This window comes from Clostridium carnis (assembly GCF_054657435.1).
In genome coordinates, this window is the sequence record NZ_BAAHYS010000001.1 from 257888 (window position 1) to 276239 (window position 18352).

Genomic DNA, 18352 nt, shown 5'->3' on the forward strand with positions numbered 1-18352 from the left:
ATTCACCTATACTCCTAATATTTTATTAGCTAGTTTAATACCAAGTTCTATATTATCCTCTTTACTTCCAATTATATCTTTTTTAATTATCCTTCCATTAACTTCAAAGGTTCCTATGATATACAAATCATTTCCACAAATCTCTGAATATGCACCTATAAGGGTATGACATCCCCCATTTAACTCTCTCATGAAACTTCTCTCAGCTTCAACCATTATTCTTACTTCTTTATTATCTAACTTTTTAAAATAGATATTCTCTAAAGATCCCTTTAAACATTCAATTCCAAGTGCTCCTTGACCAATAGCAGGAATAAATATTTTAGGATCAAAATAATCTGTAATTATATCCTCTAAGCCTAATCTTTTAAGACCTGCCGCTGCAAGTATTATTCCATCTAATGATTCACTTTTCATTTTTTCAAGTCGTGTTTGAACATTTCCTCTTATAGGTATAATATCTAAATCTGGTCTAAGTTCTTTTAATTGTCCAGCCCTTCTAATGCTACTTGTTCCTATTTTTGCTCCTAGCTTTAAATCCTTTATTTTCGTTCCATCTATAGATATAAAGGCATCTCTTATATCTTCTCTTTCTGGCATAGCTATTAATTCGAACTCATTTGGAAGTTCAAATGGAACATCTTTCATACTATGTACAGCTGCATGAGCTTCACCATTTAATATTGCAAGCTCTATTTCTTTTACAAATAAGCCTTTTCCACCTATTTTATTTAAAGAAACATCTAATCGTCTATCTCCTTCAGTAACAACAAGTAATTTTTTCGAATCTATATTTTGACTCTCTTTTATTAACTTCATAACCTTATCAGCTTGAACTTGTGCAAGCTTGCTTTTTCTTGTAGCAATTATTAATTCCATTTCCTTTACCTCATAAATAACTTATCTATAAATTTTTTCTACTATTTCTTTACCAAAAAACATTTCTAATATTAGCTTATCTTTTCCTTTTTCATTTATAAATTTAAAATCTTCAGAACAAATAAAATTTATAATATCATTTTTATATTTACTAATATTTTTAGAGTTTTTTCTCATTTTTCCTGTTTTAAATATAAAATCATCATATTCTTCTAATATTTTCAAAACATTTTTAGCTACCATCATAGCACCCTTAGGATTTCCAACTGATGTACTAATAGCTAAATTTAAATATTTACTACTTCTTTGTACTGGAACAATTGCCATACCATCTTCAAAAGAAGCTGAGTTTATATATATTTTATATTCTTCTTTACAATGACTAATAATCTTATTTACTAATATTTCATTATCAATAGCTATAATAATAATATGCTTATCTTTAATAAACTTCTTATTATATTCTCCTTCTAAAAGTACTATGTCATTTGATAAATTAATTAGTTCATTACTAAATTCTTTTGATAATACTTCAACATAACATTCATTATTTATAAAATTTCTTGCTTTAATAAAAGCTGCTTTTCCTCCGCCTATTATGCCAACTCTTAGTTTCTTTGATTCTAATGCTAAATATGTATAGTTTATTGATTTATTTGAAATATCTTTTGAAGCATTCTTATACATTCATCTTCACAACCCTTTAGTTTTTCTTCCTTTAAAACTTCTATAGCTTTATTTATATAAGCATCTGAAGTACTCTTAATTAATATTTTAGCAAGATCTATATCATCAGGATTTTTACATTTATCTGAAAACTTTTTACATCTTTCATCTACTACTTTGCTTCCTGCACGTTTTAACTCCTGAATATTATCCGATAAACCTCTAAGCTTTTTCCAAGTTATAAATTCAGATTTATATTTATCTGGTATATATTTAAAATCTTGCATTCTTTTAATTCTTAAACTTTTATTTTTATCATCTAAAACACTTATATCATCTATATCTAATAATGTAATTCTATCAATTGTTCCTATTTCAACATCTATATCTCTAGGCACTGCTAAATCAAACATTTTTATAGGTTTTCCTTCTTTTGATATATGTTTTTTTTCTATAATTAAGTGTGGTGCTGAAGTACATGATATTACTGCATCCATATCATTAATAACATTTCTTCCATCTTCATAATTCATAACTTTTATTTTGTTATCATTTAAATATTTAAGTTTATTTATATCTCTTACAACAATTATTAACTCCTCTATTTCATTTGTATAACAATATTTATATACAAGCTTACCAACATCACCATATCCTATTAACATTATCTTTTTAGCTCCTGACTTTATTGCAGCATTTGCAGCAATTGATGCCGATGATACTGGTATTTCATATAATTTCCCCTCTGTTCTAAACTTTTTTCCGCAGGAAATTGCTTCTTGAAATAGTCTCTGTAATTCTGATTTTACTGAATTACTTTTTAAGGCTTGTTGATATGCATATTTGATTTGCCCCAATATTTGATCTTCCCCTAATATTCTTGAGTGAAATCCACAAACAACTTCCATTAAGTGCTTTATTGTCTCTTCTTCTTCTAAATAAAAGCAAGATTCTATTAATTCTATATCCCAGTTTAAAACTTCAAAAATCTTTTTTAATCCTTCTTCCTTTGATAAAGAACCATTAAAATAAATTTCTGTTCTATTACAAGTACTTATTATAACTACCTCTTTAAAAATTTTTAAAAGCTCTCCTCTATAAATATCTTGCTTTTTAGGATGTAATGATAGCCTTTCTCTTATCTCTATCCCTATATTCTTTTTTATTCCAAGTAGCTGTATCATAAGGTCAACTCCTAATTATTATTTATAACGAATTTATTATATACCATTATTATATCATTCTAATACATTTTTCATAATCCCATAATACATTTTAGCGGAGGTCTCTATAAAATAATAAAAACCTCCGCTAAAAAGAATTATTAATGATAGTTTATATATCATATATTTTAAAACATTAAGTCTATTATGTCTAATATACTTAACTTATTATTATAATAGGTAAAATATTATATATTAATATCTTATCCCACTCCAATAAACATTTTCCTTTAAAATAGCTTTATCTGAAAGATTAACTCCTTCTAAAGCCCATTTTTTAAATTCCATAAATCCTGTTCTATCTACTATATATCCTATATGCTCTTTTCCACCTGGAGCAGTTCTATCTATATAATTTTCAACATATTTATACGTATTTAATATAATTTTTATAATACTTTCTTCATCAACCCAAATAATAAAATCTTCTGCAAGTCTTGGATTTTTCTTTCCTGATCTTCCCATTATAGCTAATCTATAATATTTCTCCTTGCTTCTAGTCCATGCACCTGTTGGGCAATTGATTACACATTCTCCACAACCTATACACTTACTATGATCTCTTACTGGTTTATAATTTTCAGCATGTAATGCTTCTGTAGATTTTCTTCTACAAGCTTTAACACAAGCTCCACAAGATACACATTTATCTTTATCAAATTGAGGTTCTGTCATTCCTATAATTCCAAAATCATGCATTCTAGCCTTTATACAATCATTTGGACATCCTGTTAATGCTACTTTAAAATGTAAATCATTTGGGAAAATTGCCTTTTCTACTTTCTTTGCAAAATTAGTAGTATTATAATTTCCAAATGGACATACATTGTTTCCAATACATGCTGATACATTTCTAGTTCCTGCTGATGTATATCCTTTTCCAGGTATTTCTTGATTTATTTCAAGACCTTCTATAATTGGTTGAATAAGATCATTTACAATCTCCATATTTTGCATTGCTATCCCTGGTATTTCAAAACCTTGTCTTGTAGTTATATGAACTGATCCATTACCATACTTTTCTGCAATTTCTTGAATGAGACCTAAATATTCAGCCTTTAGGAATCCACCTGGAACTCTTATTCTTGAAGCTGTTAGTCCTCTTTTTTTGGTAACTCTAAAAGCATTCTTTTTAAGCTTTTTAGTATTAATATCCATAGTAAATTCCTCCTAATCTAATAATTCTTTACCTTTTGAGTAATTAAATACTGGTCCATCTAAACAAATATAAGTATCATCTATCTTACAGTGTCCACATTTACCTATTCCACAACACATTTTTCTTTCTTGTGATATCCAAATGTTTTCTTCTTTTATTCCAAGTTTTAAGAACTCTAAAACTGTGAATTTCATCATCATAGGAGGTCCTACTACTATAATTTGTACATTTTCTTTATCTTTTATATTAATTTCTGGAACATATTTTGTTACTAATCCAGTATTACCTTTATATTCTTCTTTTGCACTATCTACCGTTATAATAACATTAGATGTTTTCTTCCAATTTTCTATATCATCTTTAAATAATATATCCTCAGGAGATTTAAATCCTGATATTAATGTAAATCCATTTGAATCATTTATATTTTTAGCAAAGTGATCTACCACTGCTTTAACTGGTGAAAGTCCTGTTCCTCCAGCTACAATTATAAGCTCTTTATTCTTATAATTTTCTATATCAAAACCATTTCCGTATGGTCCTCTTAAAAACAGTTTATCTCCTACATAATTATTAAATACTTCGTCTGTAACTTTTCCTACTTTTCTTATTGTTAAATCTACAGAACCTTCTCCTATTCCACTAACTGAAATAGGGGCTTCACCATACTTTGGAATTGAAACTTCAAAGAATTGTCCTGGTTTAACATCTCCCTCAAAATCCATTCTAAAGGTATATTCTATTTCTGTATGTTTAATAACTTCTAATATTTCTGATATAAATGGTATATATTCGTTTTTACTCATTTATTTCACCTCTTCCATAGCTTTTTCTAGTTTATTTATACAATTTGAAAATGAAATATACTCTGGACATATATCATCACATCTTCCACATCCAACGCACATATTATAGCCCCATCTTTTTTTATAATCATAAACCTTATGAAGCACCTTAAATCTCATTCTTTGTCCCTTAGAATTTCTAAAGCTATGTCCACCTGCCATATCAGTATATCCATCTACTTGACATGATGCCCATACTCTTCTTCTTTCTCCAGCCTTTTTATTATCTTTATAGAATAAATCTTGCATAGTAAAGCATGTACAAGTTGGGCAAACAAAGTTACATCTTCCGCATGCAATACATCTTTCTGAGTATTCGTCCCATACACAAGAATCCATAACTTTAAGTTCTAAATTATTAGGAATATTAACCTTAACTTCATTTTCTATAACATAGTCAGGCTTGACATTATATTCTTCATTTTTAAAACTAGTAAATACTTTTTCTAGTTCACAATTCTTTATATCCATTACAACGCTATTTCCTTCTACTTTTAAATAAGCGTCATATTCTTCTGTTTTGTTAGTTCCCATATTTACACAGAAGCAATTTTCATAGCTTTCTTTACATCCTATTAATACAAATTTTGCTTTTTCTCTTAGCTTTTTATAGTATGGATCTTCGAATCCATTTCTTAAATATATATCATCTATTCTTTTTAATGAATGCATATCACAGCTTCTTAAGAATATAAGTAATGATTTTTCTTCTACATCTGCTTCTTTTACTTCATTTTCAGTAAAGAAAAATAATGTTTGTGTTATTGGAAGTAATACTTCTTTATATGAAAACTGAGATTTTTTATTAAATTCTATCTCTTCAACTGATGATACTTCTCCGTATCTTACTATATCTGTATCTGAAAATGTTCCTTTTCCTTCTAGAACTTTAGGGGCATATATTTTATATTCCTTTGAAAGTTCTAAAAGTGCAAGATTTAAATCCTGTATATTAAATTTATATCCCATTTTAAACACCTCTTAGTTTGATTTCTTTTTTCTTGATATTAAATAATATGGAACAGCCATAAATAAAACTCCACCTATCATATTTCCCAAAGTAACAAGTAAAATATTATATATATATCCTGATACGCTAACTGCTGCAGTATGAGGTGCAAGTACTCCTATTGTAAGTAATGTCATATTTGCTACACTATGTTCAAATCCAGCTGTTATAAATACAAATAAACACCAGAATATCATTATAAGTTTTGAAGATTCTTCTTTACATTTAAATGTACACCAAACTGCTAAACATACTAACATATTACATAAAATACCTTTAAATATTAACTCTGGTGCAGGTGCTCCCATTTTTGCTGCTGATGTATTTGCAATAAATTCACCAACTGGTCCTTTTGCAAGTCCTGACATAAAGAACATTGATCCTGCTAATATTGATCCAACTAAATTACCAAAAAAGCTTACTATCCAAACTTTTGTTGTATCCATCCATGATACCGTTTTATTTAAAGACCCTACTGCCATAACAAAATTATTTCCTGTAAATAATTCTGCCCCTGCAAATACTACAAGACTTAATGCAACACCAAATGATGCTCCCATAACAACTTTAGTAGCTGGAGAACTTGCTGAATTTAGTAATCCACCTATAGTAAATATAAGCATTATTCCAAAACCTATAAATACCCCTGCAAGCATTGAACTTACAAAATATCCTAATTTGTTTTCTTTTAAAAGTGATACCTTTGCCTTTGCTGCTGTCGCAACTTTGTTAAACTCTTCATTAAACATTAAAATCTCTCCCTTATTTGTTATTATAATAACAATCTTTATATCGTTATTATAATAACAATCTAAAAAAAAGACTGTGATAATTATCACAGTCCTTTAAAAAACTTAGCAAGTTCTTCTTTGTCTTTAACTACTATTTTTTTGTTTTTATATACTATAAGCTTTTCATTTTGTAGTTTTTTTATAGCTCTTGATATGGTTTCTCTAGGCATTCCAAACATATCTGCTAAATAAGTTATACTAATAGTTAAGTCTATTAAAACTCCTTCTTTATTTTCTATACCATAATCTTTGCATAGCTTCCACAGCTTAGCTGCCACTCTTTTTTCAATTTTTATAGGAGTTGAATTTTTCATTTGTCTATATAATCTTCTTACCTTCATACTCAAAGAAATAATTACTATTTTTGTTAATTCAAAGTCCTTCTCCATAAGCTTTGAAAATTTCTCTCTATCTATAGATAAAATTTCTGCATTTTCAAATATTTCACAATTTATAGATGCTAGTAATTCATCTAATATTACTGCATTTATTATCTTATTTTTCCCTAATATAAATATAACCTTTTTTTGAGCTGATTCATTTAATTTATATAAAGCTACCTTCCCACTACAAATTATATGTACTTTTTTTACTTCATCTTTATCTCTAAATAAATGTTTTCCTTTTATATAACAATTTATCTCACCAAACTCTAATAATCCACTTATTGTTTCCTCTGAAACATCTTTAAATAATTCCATTTGTCTAATTATACTTTCCATACTCCACCTTAAAACTATAATTATTTATTTTTACTATATTATATTTTATTAAATAAGTACACCTTATAATTTAAATATATAAAATTTAAGACTGCCAGTTTAAAATGACAGTCCTAAATTTATTAATAATTTAATTATACTCTCTAGTAAAGTATATATTTTTTATTTTTTTATTAATTTTCACCTCTAATTCCTAAAGCTTTGTCTATTTCTGATAATTTGAAACGGACACCCATAATATATGTTTTATTGTTAGTATTTTCATCAAAATTACCATATGCATTTAAGAAATATGTTCCATCCTTCATAACAACATTTCCAGCATATCCGCAATCCCCTGCACGTGCTGACTTAGTATAATCTTTTCCTAATATAATTCGATATTGCCCTTCATTTCCATTCATTAAATCATCGTAAGTTCCTACCCAGCCTACCCAATCGCCTGCCATCCAATCATTGTCTGAAGTACTTCCATTATTATTAGTATCTAATTTAATCTCTCTAAAGCTTATTAATAATCTACCACTTATTGGATCATAAGTAGCCTTATGTCTCTCACCATTTAATGAGCCTTGTACTTGTCTTGGTCTGCTCCATGTCTTACCCTCATCATCAGAATAAAAAATCATTGATGTATGCTTATGTGATTGGCTTCTAGCTAAAGCTACAATACGACTTTCATCTGGTGATCTGAACATACCAACTTCACATATTTGAGCTTCTTTTTCAATATCTCTAAACTCACTTAAATACGGAACTGCTGTTGACCATTGTTCTTGTCCATTATCATCAAAAGTTAAATAAGTTTTATAGTTTACATAATTATAATCGTGGTATATTCCCATCCATTTATCTATATAATTACCATTTTCATCTTTTAATTGAACTAGACTTGCCATAGCAACTATAGTTTCTGTTGGAACTGACCATTTTTTATAATCACTCCATGTGTTACCTTCATCTTCTGATATGGATGTTTTAAAGCCCTTAAAAGTACTTCCATGCCAACCTGGACCACCAGAAATAGATATTATCTTTTTACTACCATTTGTAAAATTCAATTTAAAAATTGTAGGGGTTTCTTCTGATAACTTCCAAGTTTCATTAGTTGCTAATCTCTTTTCCCATGTTAATCCACCATCTGTACTTTTACTCAGTAGAGCTTCTCCAAAGCCATGTCCCTTTGGATAAACTGTTAATATAGTTTTATTATCATCTAATAGAATACTATCTGGTTGTCCTAAATATTGTTCAGCCTCTCTATCTACAACTATTTGCTTATTTCTATCAATTTCATGAGTTTTTAAAGTATTATGAAGATTAATTTTTTTATTAACACGTATATTCACTTTTTCTAAGTATCCAGAAGCTTTGTTTTCAACAGTAATAACTGTATCTCCATATGCAACTCCTGTAAAAGTACCATCTGAATCTACTGTTGCAATATTAGGATTACTACTTGTAAATTCAACAGTTTTATTATCTTTATCAGTGATTAATTCAGCAATTATTTTAGTTTTTTCACCAACTAAAACTTCTTTATAATTACTATCTACATTTAAACCATTTATAGCTTTAACTTCACTTATTTCTGATAATGTTAGTGCTCTATTATATATCTTTACCTCATCTAACTCTCCAATAAATCCTCTTCCACCTATAATTTTTAATGGAGCTTTAAAATGATTTGTTTTAGTATATGCATTAGTATCTCCTATTTTATTCCCATCTACAAATAATGATAATCCTTCATTTGTAGAATTAGTAACTGTCATATGAACCCACTTATTAGTTGGAACTTGATATTTAAAGGATAAAGTCCCATTATTAACATGAACTCCTGCATTATTACTATTTAATCCAACACCTAATGTTAAATCAATAGACTCTGAATTCTTTTGTGCTGATTCTGTATAGTTACGTCCATTCCACATAACTGAAGATATTCCCGTACTATTACCTTTCTTAACCCAGAAAGCAATTGTCCAATCATTAGCTAATTCTGCTGGTGAATCAATAACTACTTCATCACTATCCTTATTAAACTTAAGAGCCTTTCCTGATTTACCATCAACAACTTCTGCTCCTATTAATTTACCATTATAAGCTTTTCCATTAGTGAATATATCATTTACTAATGTTCCCTTAATATCATCAAAGCTATAATATGCTACTTTAGCAGAATCTTCTATAACTTTTTTATTAACGACTATGTTTATAGTTGAAGTTTTTGTGATATCCTTAACTGATGTTGCTGTAATTTTTGCAACTCCTATCTTAACACCAGTTACCACTCCATCACTATCTACTGTTGCAATATTAGTATTACTAGATGTCCATTTCACATCTGGATTTAATGTATTTTTTGGTAAAACACTTACTGTTAAATTACTTTTATCTCCAACAAATATGTTTTTATCTCCTTCATTTATTTTAACTGATTCTATTGTATTTGAACCTGAACTTCTTAATGAAATATATTTTTTACTTATATTTTTTATCTCATTTCTAATGCTTTTCATATCTTCATTTATTTTTACTATTGTTTCTGGTGTTGCATATTTTGCTCCTCCATGTTGTCCAATACCATTTTTTACTGCTGTATAATTTAATTCAACTGTTTTAAATAAATTATCTATATCTGCTTTTAAAGCTGGTATTTCCTTTTTCATTAAATATAATTTATTAACATCTCTTACACCTTCTGATATTTTTTCTAATCTTACTGATGTTTTAGAAACTTTATTAGCAGAATCTTTTTCATCAGGATAAATTAGAAATGGATCTCCCGCTTCAAAAGCCCAATGTGTTGTATCTCTTAATGGATCTTTAACCCATGCATCATATGCCCAACGTAAATAACCAGTAGATCCTTGTGCTGCCGTAAACATCATAGTCCAATAACTTTCTCCTGGTGTGCTTAATACTAGTGAATTGGGGAAGTGTTCTGTACATGTATAAATTGTAGTTTTATATTCTTTATCTGAATTTTTTCTTTCTTGTACAAAATCTCTATAACCTTCTAATGATTGTTTTGCAGCTGTAGAACCAACACTTAAATCATCTACTCTATCAGTTATATACTTTTTACTTGCATCAAAATGATCCATTGCTGCTGATTTTTTTAATGATTTATCATGTCTATTTTTTACTTTATCGATTACATCAAAGGCCTTATCCATATTACTTCTTTCATCGATTCCTATATAAGTATAATCAAACCATGCCTTTTCATCTAAATGTGAAACAAACTTATTTAAAAATTGTAACCAAACTTCTTCATATCTACCTGATCCTGGTGTTAATGTTTCTGATTTCTTTTGATTGCTTGCTTCATCATAATATGATACTTTATTTCCCCAAGGTATCATACTGTATGCTATAATTTTATCTCCAATTCCCAAATCTCTATTAAATTGAACCCATTTATCAAAATCAGTAAAATCAAAAGTGAATTTACCATCAGATTTTCTTGTCCACTTTACCATAGATGGATATCTAACACTGTTTTCACTATAAGTTTGTCCTCCCCAAGCTTCTTCAACTATTGAAGTTGTAATAGCATGTCCACCTAATTCCTTATACTTTTCCATATGAGGTCTTAAAATATTGAAATGTTCTTCTGAGAAAGGTTCTACTCCATAATATTCTGCTGAACTATATGGATATTGCCATAACTCAATATCAAAATCATATTTATTACTTTTTGGCATAGATATATCTAAAACCTCTAATGAATATTTAAAATTAAGATTATCTATTCCATCTGCACTTACTGTTATTGTACCAGTGTACACTCCTGGTAATGCATTTTCTGGAATATTCATTTCAACCCATACTGGTTGAACTTTATTTGCTTCAATATTCATTGGTTCTGATGAATATAATATATCTGGAATATCTTTTTTTAAATTATCATCATTTGGCGTTTGGCTTGGACCTGAATTAGGACTATTATGATATCCTGCATCACCAATATATGCTTTTGTTTCTTTAATGAAAGTAGTTACTATACTATCTTTAGAAATTACATTTTCTCCTGATATAAAATCACTAGATGATATACTAACATTATTTAATCTTCCATCTTTAGAGGCTAAAGCTATTTCTGAAATAACCTTATCTGCCTTCCAACCATATAAATCTTCGCTTACTGTACCAAGCTTCATAACTTCATTATATCTATCTTGAGTATAATGAGTATTAGTATCTACAATAGATCCATGAAGTAATCCATTAGATTTTTTAACTGTTATCGTTGTAGATGCTGATTTATTAAATTCGCTAGAAGTAACAGTAATTTTAGCAATTCCTTCTGAAACCGATGTTATTAATCCTGAGGATGAAACTTTAACAACACTTTCATTATCACTTGAATATACTAGATCCGTTACTTTAGCATAACTAGGAGTAACTGTCGTTTCTAATTGTTTAGTTGCTCCTTCTATTAACTCTATATTAGATTCTAAATTGATTGAATTTACTGAATATTTTTTATGTGAAATTTTTACTTTATCAACTTGAATAACAGCTTGACTATGACTTGTATTAGAGTTAATTCCTGTAGCTTCTGCCTTTAAGACATATTTCCCTTCTGGTAGTCCTCCCCATGCATACATTGGGTTTGTATTATCAACTCTAGCATCAACTATAACATCACTTTTAGGTATAAGCTCACCACCTTCATTAAAGATAGAAAATTTTATTTTACCATTTTGAGCAGTTTTATTTCCATAAACCTCAATACGATTTCCTATAAAATCTACTGTATAGTACTTTTCTTGTGGATTTTTTTCGCCATTTTTAAGAACATTATAATGTTCTGTTCCATTACCAGAACCAGACGCAACCCATCCTTCTCCATAATATCTAAAATAGTTACTATCCCCAATAGTTACTGTATCATCAATAATAGTCTCAATATTACTACTTAACTCTGCTGCATAGGAAACTATAGCTCCATTTTGGATACTATTTACTAGAAATAAAAAACTTAACATTAATACTTTAAAACTTCTTATTAACTTTTTCTCCATTTCTTTACTCCTAACATCTTAAAATTTATTTTCTTGACAATATTTTTTCTTCCCTCCTTTCAACATTTTTTGTAAACTTTTCCATCCACTTTATTTTAACATTTTTCTTATATTTTTTCTATATTTTAAATTAAAAATTTATTTTTATTAAATTTACTATTTAATTATTTTATTAAGCATAAAAAATAGAGTTCTTAGAATACTATACTTCCAAAAACTCTAAAAATATTTACATTTATTATTCTAATTTTAAAGACTTATTGACAATAACTACAAACCATATAAGCGCAACTCCTAACATTGCATGTCCTAAACCTGCTATATGGCTTAATCCTGCAAAATTCTTTGAAGTTACTTGGAATATTCCTCTTGCTGTTAATGCAAAAATAACATAAATCAATGATATATTATAAAATACCACCCATTTATTAAAATGCTTTGAATTTGATAATTTAAAATTCTTTTCTAATAATAATACAATTATAAAAAATAAAAATCCTAATACTAATGTATGAGAATGTACAGCACCTAAAACTGTTACTCCCTCAAATTCATTAAACTTTGTAAACTCTCTATAAAATACTCCTATAGCTAGTCCTAATATCAAATACACTACTGATAAATTAAAAAGTTTTTTCATAAATCTATCTCCCCTTACTTTAATAATAATTATTACTAAATGATAATTACAATATAATATTAAGGCTTTTTTATAAAATAATCAATATTTTTTTAAAAGTTATTTATAACCTTATGTATTATATAAATAATCCTAGGTAATACTCTAAATATATCAATTTACAGGGAGATGAATTTATGAGAATACCAAACCACATAGGGATTATCCCAGATGGTAATAGACGTTGGGCTGTAGATAATGGTTTATCAAAAGATAAGGGATATATATCGGGAATAAATCCTGGTCTATCACTTTTTAAATTATGTCAAAAAATAGGTGTCAAAGAAATAACTTATTATGGCTTTACTACCGATAATACCAAAAGGCCATCAGTACAAAAGTATGCATTTATCAAAGCATGTATAGACGCAGTAAAACTTTTATCTAAAGAAGATGCTGAATTGCTTGTTATTGGTAATGTAGACTCTAAAAGTTTCCCAAAGGAACTTATTCCATATACTAAGAGAACTATATTCGGTAAAGGCGGTATTAAAGTAAATTTTTTAGTTAACTATGGATGGGAATGGGATTTAAACTCCTTAAAAGAATCTGATTTAAAAAGAAAAAATATAACAAATAATATTAAGTCAAATGATATATCTCGTATAGATTTAATTATTCGTTGGGGAGGTAGAAGAAGACTTAGCGGTTTTTTACCTGTTCAATCTGTATATTCAGACTTTTATGTTATCGATGATTTTTGGCCAGATTTTAATGAAGCTCACTTTTATAAAGCCATTAATTGGTATAATCAACAGGATATTACTTTAGGTGGATAATTTATATATTATCTTCTAATTAAAAAGCACCATAATAATTGTGAAAATAATTATTATGGTACTTCTATTTTCTTAAACTTTTAATTTCTCTTTATTTAATATTGTGAATATTAAAAGGAGTGTTTTGATATATACAATAATTCAACCAATTTCCAAATACAATATTTGCACTTCCTCTCCACTTAACCATTGGATTATTTTTTATATTGTTATCTGGAAAATAATTTTTAGGCATATTTACTTTTATTCCTTTTTCAACATCTCGAATATATTCATTCTTTAAAGTATCTCTATCATATTCTAAATGACCAGTTATAAAAATTTGCCTTCTATCTTTTGTAGCAACTATAAACACTCCTGCTTCTTCAGATTCTGATAATATTTCTAGTTCATTTACTTTTTCTATTTCTTCTTTAGAAACTTCTGTATGCCTTGAATGTGGTGCATAAAATATATCATCTAAGCCTCTAGTTAAATCTGAATTAACATTGTTTACCCAATGTTTAAATACCCCAAACATTTTGTTTTCTAAAGGCAATTTATTAATATTATAATGATAATATAATGCCGCTTGAGCTCCCCAACATATATGTAGTGTTGAAAAAACATTTTTCTTTGTCCACTCCATAATTTCTTTTAACTCACTCCAATATGCTACCTCTTCAAAATTTAAATTTTCTACAGGTGCTCCAGTAATTATTAAACCATCAAATTTAGTGTCCTTTACTTCCGAGAAATAACTATAAAATCTTTTTAAATGATTAATAGAAGTATTTTTAGAAGTATAACTTTCTGTTTGAATTAAAGTTATTTCTACTTGAATTGGTGTATTTGATAAATATCTCAGCAACTGGTTTTCTGCTTGAATTTTAATTGGCATTAAATTTAATATTGCAATTTTCAACGGCCTTATATCTTGTTCTTTAGCTCTCTCTATATTCATAACAAATATATTTTCATCTGATAAAACTTTAAAAGCCGGTAATTCTACTGGAATTTTAATTGGCAAAGATCCCCCCTCCTTATATAAATATTAAATCACATATTATGGAAATTTAAAACACCTATCTATTAAACACTTTTACATTTAATAGATAGGCATTAAACTATTATTTATTTTTTACTATTCATATATAAAAGATATAAAAATGTTGCTTCTTTAAAGTTTCTTATATCTAAACCGGTTTCTTTCTTTATCTTTTCTACTCTGTACATTAATGTATTTCTATGTACATACAACTTTTTTGATGCTTTTGTTAAAGAAAGATTACATTTTAATATTTCTTCTAAAGTTAATATTAATTCATGATTAAAACCCTTGAATATTTCTTCATATTGCTCTTTAAGTTCCATAGAATACTCATCTTTTAAATTAAATATAGCTTTTTCTAAAACCATTTCTGATAGTAAATATACCTCCGGTTTTATCTTAAAATTCAATCCTATTTCTATTGCTTTTGTAGCCTCTTTATATCCTCTTAAAAACCCTTTATATTCTCCATCTAAACTACTTATTCCTATATATATAGTTATACCCAGAGTTTGTAATACAGTTTCCTTTAAAGAAAATGCATATTCTTTTTCTTCCTCTATATCTCCTATTATAAGTATTTGTCCATATATTTCCCCAATAAAAATTTCATTATCAGAATAGCTGTTTTGTATTATTTCCATAACTTCTTCTTTATTAGTACATTTAACTACTAAAATACTTCCTTTACTGGTTAAAGGTCCTTCTTCTAACCTATCCCATGTCTGCCTTCCATTTAATAATTCTTCAATAATATTTTCCTTTCCATTAAGTTTATTTAAAGTAAACTCTAAAAACTCTATTAATTTTATATCTTCAGCTCTTAATTCCACTCTATATTCATCTTTACCTACTTTTAATTTTTTCATTATTTTTTTTTCATCTAAAACTAAATTATTAAAGATTTCTCTACCTAATTTATCACTTAATTTTAATTTTAAAGATGTTTTACTACATATTTCTTTTATTAAATCTAGCGTTTCTCCCATATAATCCTCCTAAGTTACCCTTAAATAATTAAACTAATATCTATATTATATATGAAAATTCAGATAATTATATATAATATAATAAAAAAATAGGCTAAGATATATCTTTAAACTACTCTCTGTCTACTTAACAGAAATCAATCATACCTTGACCTATTTTTTAATTATTTATTTTCATTTAAATATTTTTCAATTTCCTCTGCAACTAACTTTGCATGTGCAGCTGCTTTAACTACAGTTTTAGCTCCTGTTACTACATCACCTGATGCAAATACACCATCTCTAGTAGTATGTCCACATTTATCTGTCACTAATAATCCCCATCTATTTGTTTCTAATCCAGTAGTATTTGAAACAATATTATTTTTAGGTGATTGACTAACTGCAATAATTATTGAATCACAACTAAATATTCCTTCGCTTCCTTCTATTGTAACTGTATTTACTATTTCATTTTCTCCAATTTCATTTTTAGTTTCAATATATTTTACTCCCTCTTCTGTTAACTCAAGGGGTGCTTTAAATAACTCAAATTTCACACCGTCTTCAATTGCCTCATTTAACTCTACTTTTGTTGCTGGTATGTTTTCAAATCCTTTTCTATAAAGAATATAAACTTCCTCTGCTCCATTTTTCTTTGCAGTTCTTGCTGCATCCATAGCAACATCTCCAGCTCCTATTACACAAACTTTTTTCCCTAAGTTATAAACATTAGGAGCTTTTAAATAATCTATTGCATAATGAACATTACCTAGACTTTCGCCTTTTATATTTAAAGTTTTAGGGTTCCATACACCTGTACCTATAAATATAGCTTTATATCCATCATAAAATAGCTTATCTAAAGTAATTACAGGACCTATTAATGTGTTTGGCCTTATTTTTACTCCTAATTGAAGTAATCTTTTTTCATAATTATCTAATATACTCTTTGGTAATCTAAATTCAGGAATACCATATCTTAAAACTCCACCTATTTTTTCATGAGAATCAAATATAGTAACTTTATATCCTTTCTTAGCTAATATAAATGCAATAGTTATACCTGCAGGTCCACCACCAATTATTGCTATATTTTCTTTATCTCTATTTCCAATTTCAAAATTAGTGTTTTCTAAATAATAATTTGAAAGATAACTTTCTATTTCACAGAATCTAACCGGTTCACCTTTTATTCCTCTTATACAATTACCTTTACATTGATCTTCATGAGGACAAACAATAGCGCATACTGCTGATAACGGATTATTATTAAATAATGTCTCTCCTGCTTCTAGCATTTTTTCATCTTTAAATAAATTTATTATTTCTGGTATTGGTGTATCTATAGGACAATTGGTTCTACATCTTGGATTTTTACACATAAGACATCTATCTGCCTCTAATTTTAATTCTTTCATTTGTACCCCTCCACATTTCTTTAACTTATCTAATCTCTATATTTTCTATCTATAATACATTTTTAATAGTAATTTATCAAGCTATTTTTTTAGTTTTAAAGTATTCCACGCAATATTATCCCCTCTTGTAACTTCAACTTCAAAACCAGCTCTTCTTATTCTACCTTCTATACACATTCTACATTCCGCTGCTTCATCTCCAGTACATATTTTCCCATCATATAATGAATATTTTTCTCTTACACTAGTTGGTGAGAGATTAGGCATTACAACATTTCCACCTGCTTTAATACCTTTTTCTCTTCCTAACTTATCAATACTTCCTAATGCTGTTGTTGATGGAAGTAATATATTAGGAAGCATTAACCTTATTAGTGATAACATTATAGTTGTCTTCTCTACTGTTCCAGCTTTTTCATCTTTTAATGGCGTATCTTTATGAGGAATAAACGGTCCTATTCCACACATATGAGGTTCTAGTTCTTTAACAAATATTAAATCATTTGCTAGATCTTCATTTGTTTGCCCTGGTATCCCTACCATAAAACCTGCACCTACTTGATACCCTATTTCCTTTAAGTTTTTTAAGCAATCTCTTCTATTTTCAAAGCTTGCACCTGGATGAAGTGATTCGTAAAGTTTTTTTGTTGCTGTTTCATGTCTTAATAAATATCTATCTGCTCCAGCCTCAAACATCTTTTTATAAGATTCAAAGCTTCTCTCCCCTAGTGATAGTGTTATAGCATTATTAGGATATTTATTTTTTATTCCCTTTATAATTTTAATCATTACATCATCAGTGAAATAATCATCTTCTCCGCCTTGAAGTACATAGGTTTTATATCCAAGCCTATCTCCAATATCAGCACACTCCATAATATCTTCAAATGAAAGTCTATATCTATCTGCATTTTTATTACTTCTTCTTATTCCACAATAAGTACAGTCTTTTTTACAAAAGTTTGTAAATTCAATTAAGCCTCTCATATATACTTTGTTTCCATAAGATTTCATTCTTGTTTCATGTGCCTTTTCAGTTAAATATTCTATATCCTCTTTACTTATATTATCTAATAAAAATATAAGTTCCTCTTTGCTTGCATTATTAGTTGTATATAACTTGTTAATAATATCTTTTATATTCA

At 27.8% G+C, this 18352-nt stretch carries 15 protein-coding genes; 1 reads left to right on the forward strand and 14 read right to left on the reverse strand.

Annotation, left to right across the window (positions count from 1 at the left end):
- Nucleotides 1-6: 6 nt before the first annotated feature.
- From hemC to ACYQ1T_RS01405, 10 genes are all read right to left on the reverse strand, one after another.
- A complete protein-coding gene (hemC, locus tag ACYQ1T_RS01360) occupies nt 7-879 on the reverse strand; it encodes a hydroxymethylbilane synthase (RefSeq protein WP_459830980.1) in 873 nt (290 codons plus the stop codon).
- Nucleotides 880-900: 21 nt separating this feature from the next.
- The gene (locus ACYQ1T_RS01365; RefSeq protein ID WP_459830982.1) at nt 901-1566 is read right to left on the reverse strand and encodes an NAD(P)-dependent oxidoreductase; all 666 of its coding nucleotides are present in this window, start codon (nt 1564-1566) and stop codon (nt 901-903) included.
- Nucleotides 1524-2729, reverse strand: a complete 1206-nt coding sequence (gene hemA, locus ACYQ1T_RS01370) for a glutamyl-tRNA reductase (protein ID WP_459830984.1) — start codon at nt 2727-2729, stop codon at nt 1524-1526. Before hemA ends, ACYQ1T_RS01365 begins: the two co-directional genes overlap by 43 nt.
- A 234-nt stretch (nt 2730-2963) precedes the next feature.
- Nucleotides 2964-3926 (reverse strand): sulfite reductase subunit C, encoded by a 963-nt coding sequence (gene asrC / locus ACYQ1T_RS01375; RefSeq protein WP_459830986.1) that lies wholly within the window; start codon nt 3924-3926, stop codon nt 2964-2966.
- Nucleotides 3927-3938: 12 nt separating this feature from the next.
- Nucleotides 3939-4733: an anaerobic sulfite reductase subunit AsrB gene (gene asrB, locus ACYQ1T_RS01380; RefSeq protein ID WP_459830987.1), complete on the reverse strand. Its 795-nt coding sequence runs from the start codon at nt 4731-4733 to the stop codon at nt 3939-3941.
- Nucleotides 4734-5741 carry an anaerobic sulfite reductase subunit AsrA gene (asrA, locus tag ACYQ1T_RS01385; protein ID WP_459830988.1) on the reverse strand — a complete coding sequence of 336 codons (1008 nt, stop codon included), beginning with the start codon at nt 5739-5741 and terminating at the stop codon, nt 4734-4736.
- A gap of 12 nt (nt 5742-5753) precedes the next feature.
- Nucleotides 5754-6530 carry a formate/nitrite transporter family protein gene (locus tag ACYQ1T_RS01390; protein ID WP_459830989.1) on the reverse strand — a complete coding sequence of 259 codons (777 nt, stop codon included), beginning with the start codon at nt 6528-6530 and terminating at the stop codon, nt 5754-5756.
- A gap of 86 nt (nt 6531-6616) precedes the next feature.
- Nucleotides 6617-7294: a Crp/Fnr family transcriptional regulator gene (locus ACYQ1T_RS01395; protein WP_459830990.1), complete on the reverse strand. Its 678-nt coding sequence runs from the start codon at nt 7292-7294 to the stop codon at nt 6617-6619.
- A gap of 173 nt (nt 7295-7467) precedes the next feature.
- Nucleotides 7468-12330, reverse strand: a complete 4863-nt coding sequence (locus tag ACYQ1T_RS01400; RefSeq protein ID WP_459830991.1) for a glycoside hydrolase domain-containing protein — start codon at nt 12328-12330, stop codon at nt 7468-7470.
- A 238-nt stretch (nt 12331-12568) separates the two neighbouring features.
- Nucleotides 12569-12970: a DUF2871 domain-containing protein gene (locus ACYQ1T_RS01405; RefSeq protein ID WP_459830993.1), complete on the reverse strand. Its 402-nt coding sequence runs from the start codon at nt 12968-12970 to the stop codon at nt 12569-12571.
- A 176-nt stretch (nt 12971-13146) separates the two neighbouring features.
- Here ACYQ1T_RS01405 and ACYQ1T_RS01410 point away from each other — a divergent pair, with 176 nt between their 5' ends.
- A complete protein-coding gene (locus ACYQ1T_RS01410) occupies nt 13147-13788 on the forward strand; it encodes an undecaprenyl diphosphate synthase family protein (RefSeq protein ID WP_459830995.1) in 642 nt (213 codons plus the stop codon).
- A 91-nt stretch (nt 13789-13879) separates the two neighbouring features.
- Here the strand turns inward: ACYQ1T_RS01410 and metA are convergent, their stop codons facing one another.
- The 4 genes from metA to hydE all read right to left on the reverse strand — a co-directional run bounded on the left by metA (nt 13880) and on the right by hydE (nt 18347).
- Nucleotides 13880-14797, reverse strand: coding sequence for a homoserine O-acetyltransferase MetA (gene metA, locus ACYQ1T_RS01415; protein WP_459830997.1), 918 nt, complete (start codon nt 14795-14797; stop codon nt 13880-13882).
- Between the two features lie 104 nt (nt 14798-14901).
- Entirely contained in the window at nt 14902-15807 is a 906-nt protein-coding gene (locus tag ACYQ1T_RS01420) for a PucR family transcriptional regulator (protein ID WP_459830999.1), read from the reverse strand.
- A 164-nt stretch (nt 15808-15971) separates the two neighbouring features.
- A complete protein-coding gene (locus tag ACYQ1T_RS01425) occupies nt 15972-17207 on the reverse strand; it encodes an NAD(P)-dependent oxidoreductase (RefSeq protein ID WP_459831001.1) in 1236 nt (411 codons plus the stop codon).
- 81 nt (nt 17208-17288) lie between these two features.
- Entirely contained in the window at nt 17289-18347 is a 1059-nt protein-coding gene (gene hydE, locus ACYQ1T_RS01430) for a [FeFe] hydrogenase H-cluster radical SAM maturase HydE (RefSeq protein ID WP_459836416.1), read from the reverse strand.
- Nucleotides 18348-18352: the final 5 nt, after the last annotated feature.

Coding starts and splice junctions, on each gene's coding strand:
- ACYQ1T_RS01405 (WP_459830993.1), bottom strand. CDS start 12,970: ATGAAAAAACTTTTTAATTTATCAGTAGTGTATTTGATATTAGGACTA.
- ACYQ1T_RS01395 (WP_459830990.1), bottom strand. CDS start 7,294: ATGGAAAGTATAATTAGACAAATGGAATTATTTAAAGATGTTTCAGAG.
- ACYQ1T_RS01410 (WP_459830995.1), top strand. CDS start 13,147: ATGAGAATACCAAACCACATAGGGATTATCCCAGATGGTAATAGACGT.
- asrB (WP_459830987.1), bottom strand. CDS start 4,733: ATGAGTAAAAACGAATATATACCATTTATATCAGAAATATTAGAAGTT.
- hemA (WP_459830984.1), bottom strand. CDS start 2,729: ATGATACAGCTACTTGGAATAAAAAAGAATATAGGGATAGAGATAAGA.
- ACYQ1T_RS01420 (WP_459830999.1), bottom strand. CDS start 15,807: ATGGGAGAAACGCTAGATTTAATAAAAGAAATATGTAGTAAAACATCT.
- ACYQ1T_RS01400 (WP_459830991.1), bottom strand. CDS start 12,330: ATGGAGAAAAAGTTAATAAGAAGTTTTAAAGTATTAATGTTAAGTTTT.
- ACYQ1T_RS01365 (WP_459830982.1), bottom strand. CDS start 1,566: ATGTATAAGAATGCTTCAAAAGATATTTCAAATAAATCAATAAACTAT.
- asrA (WP_459830988.1), bottom strand. CDS start 5,741: ATGGGATATAAATTTAATATACAGGATTTAAATCTTGCACTTTTAGAA.
- ACYQ1T_RS01425 (WP_459831001.1), bottom strand. CDS start 17,207: ATGAAAGAATTAAAATTAGAGGCAGATAGATGTCTTATGTGTAAAAAT.
- ACYQ1T_RS01390 (WP_459830989.1), bottom strand. CDS start 6,530: ATGTTTAATGAAGAGTTTAACAAAGTTGCGACAGCAGCAAAGGCAAAG.
- asrC (WP_459830986.1), bottom strand. CDS start 3,926: ATGGATATTAATACTAAAAAGCTTAAAAAGAATGCTTTTAGAGTTACC.
- hemC (WP_459830980.1), bottom strand. CDS start 879: ATGGAATTAATAATTGCTACAAGAAAAAGCAAGCTTGCACAAGTTCAA.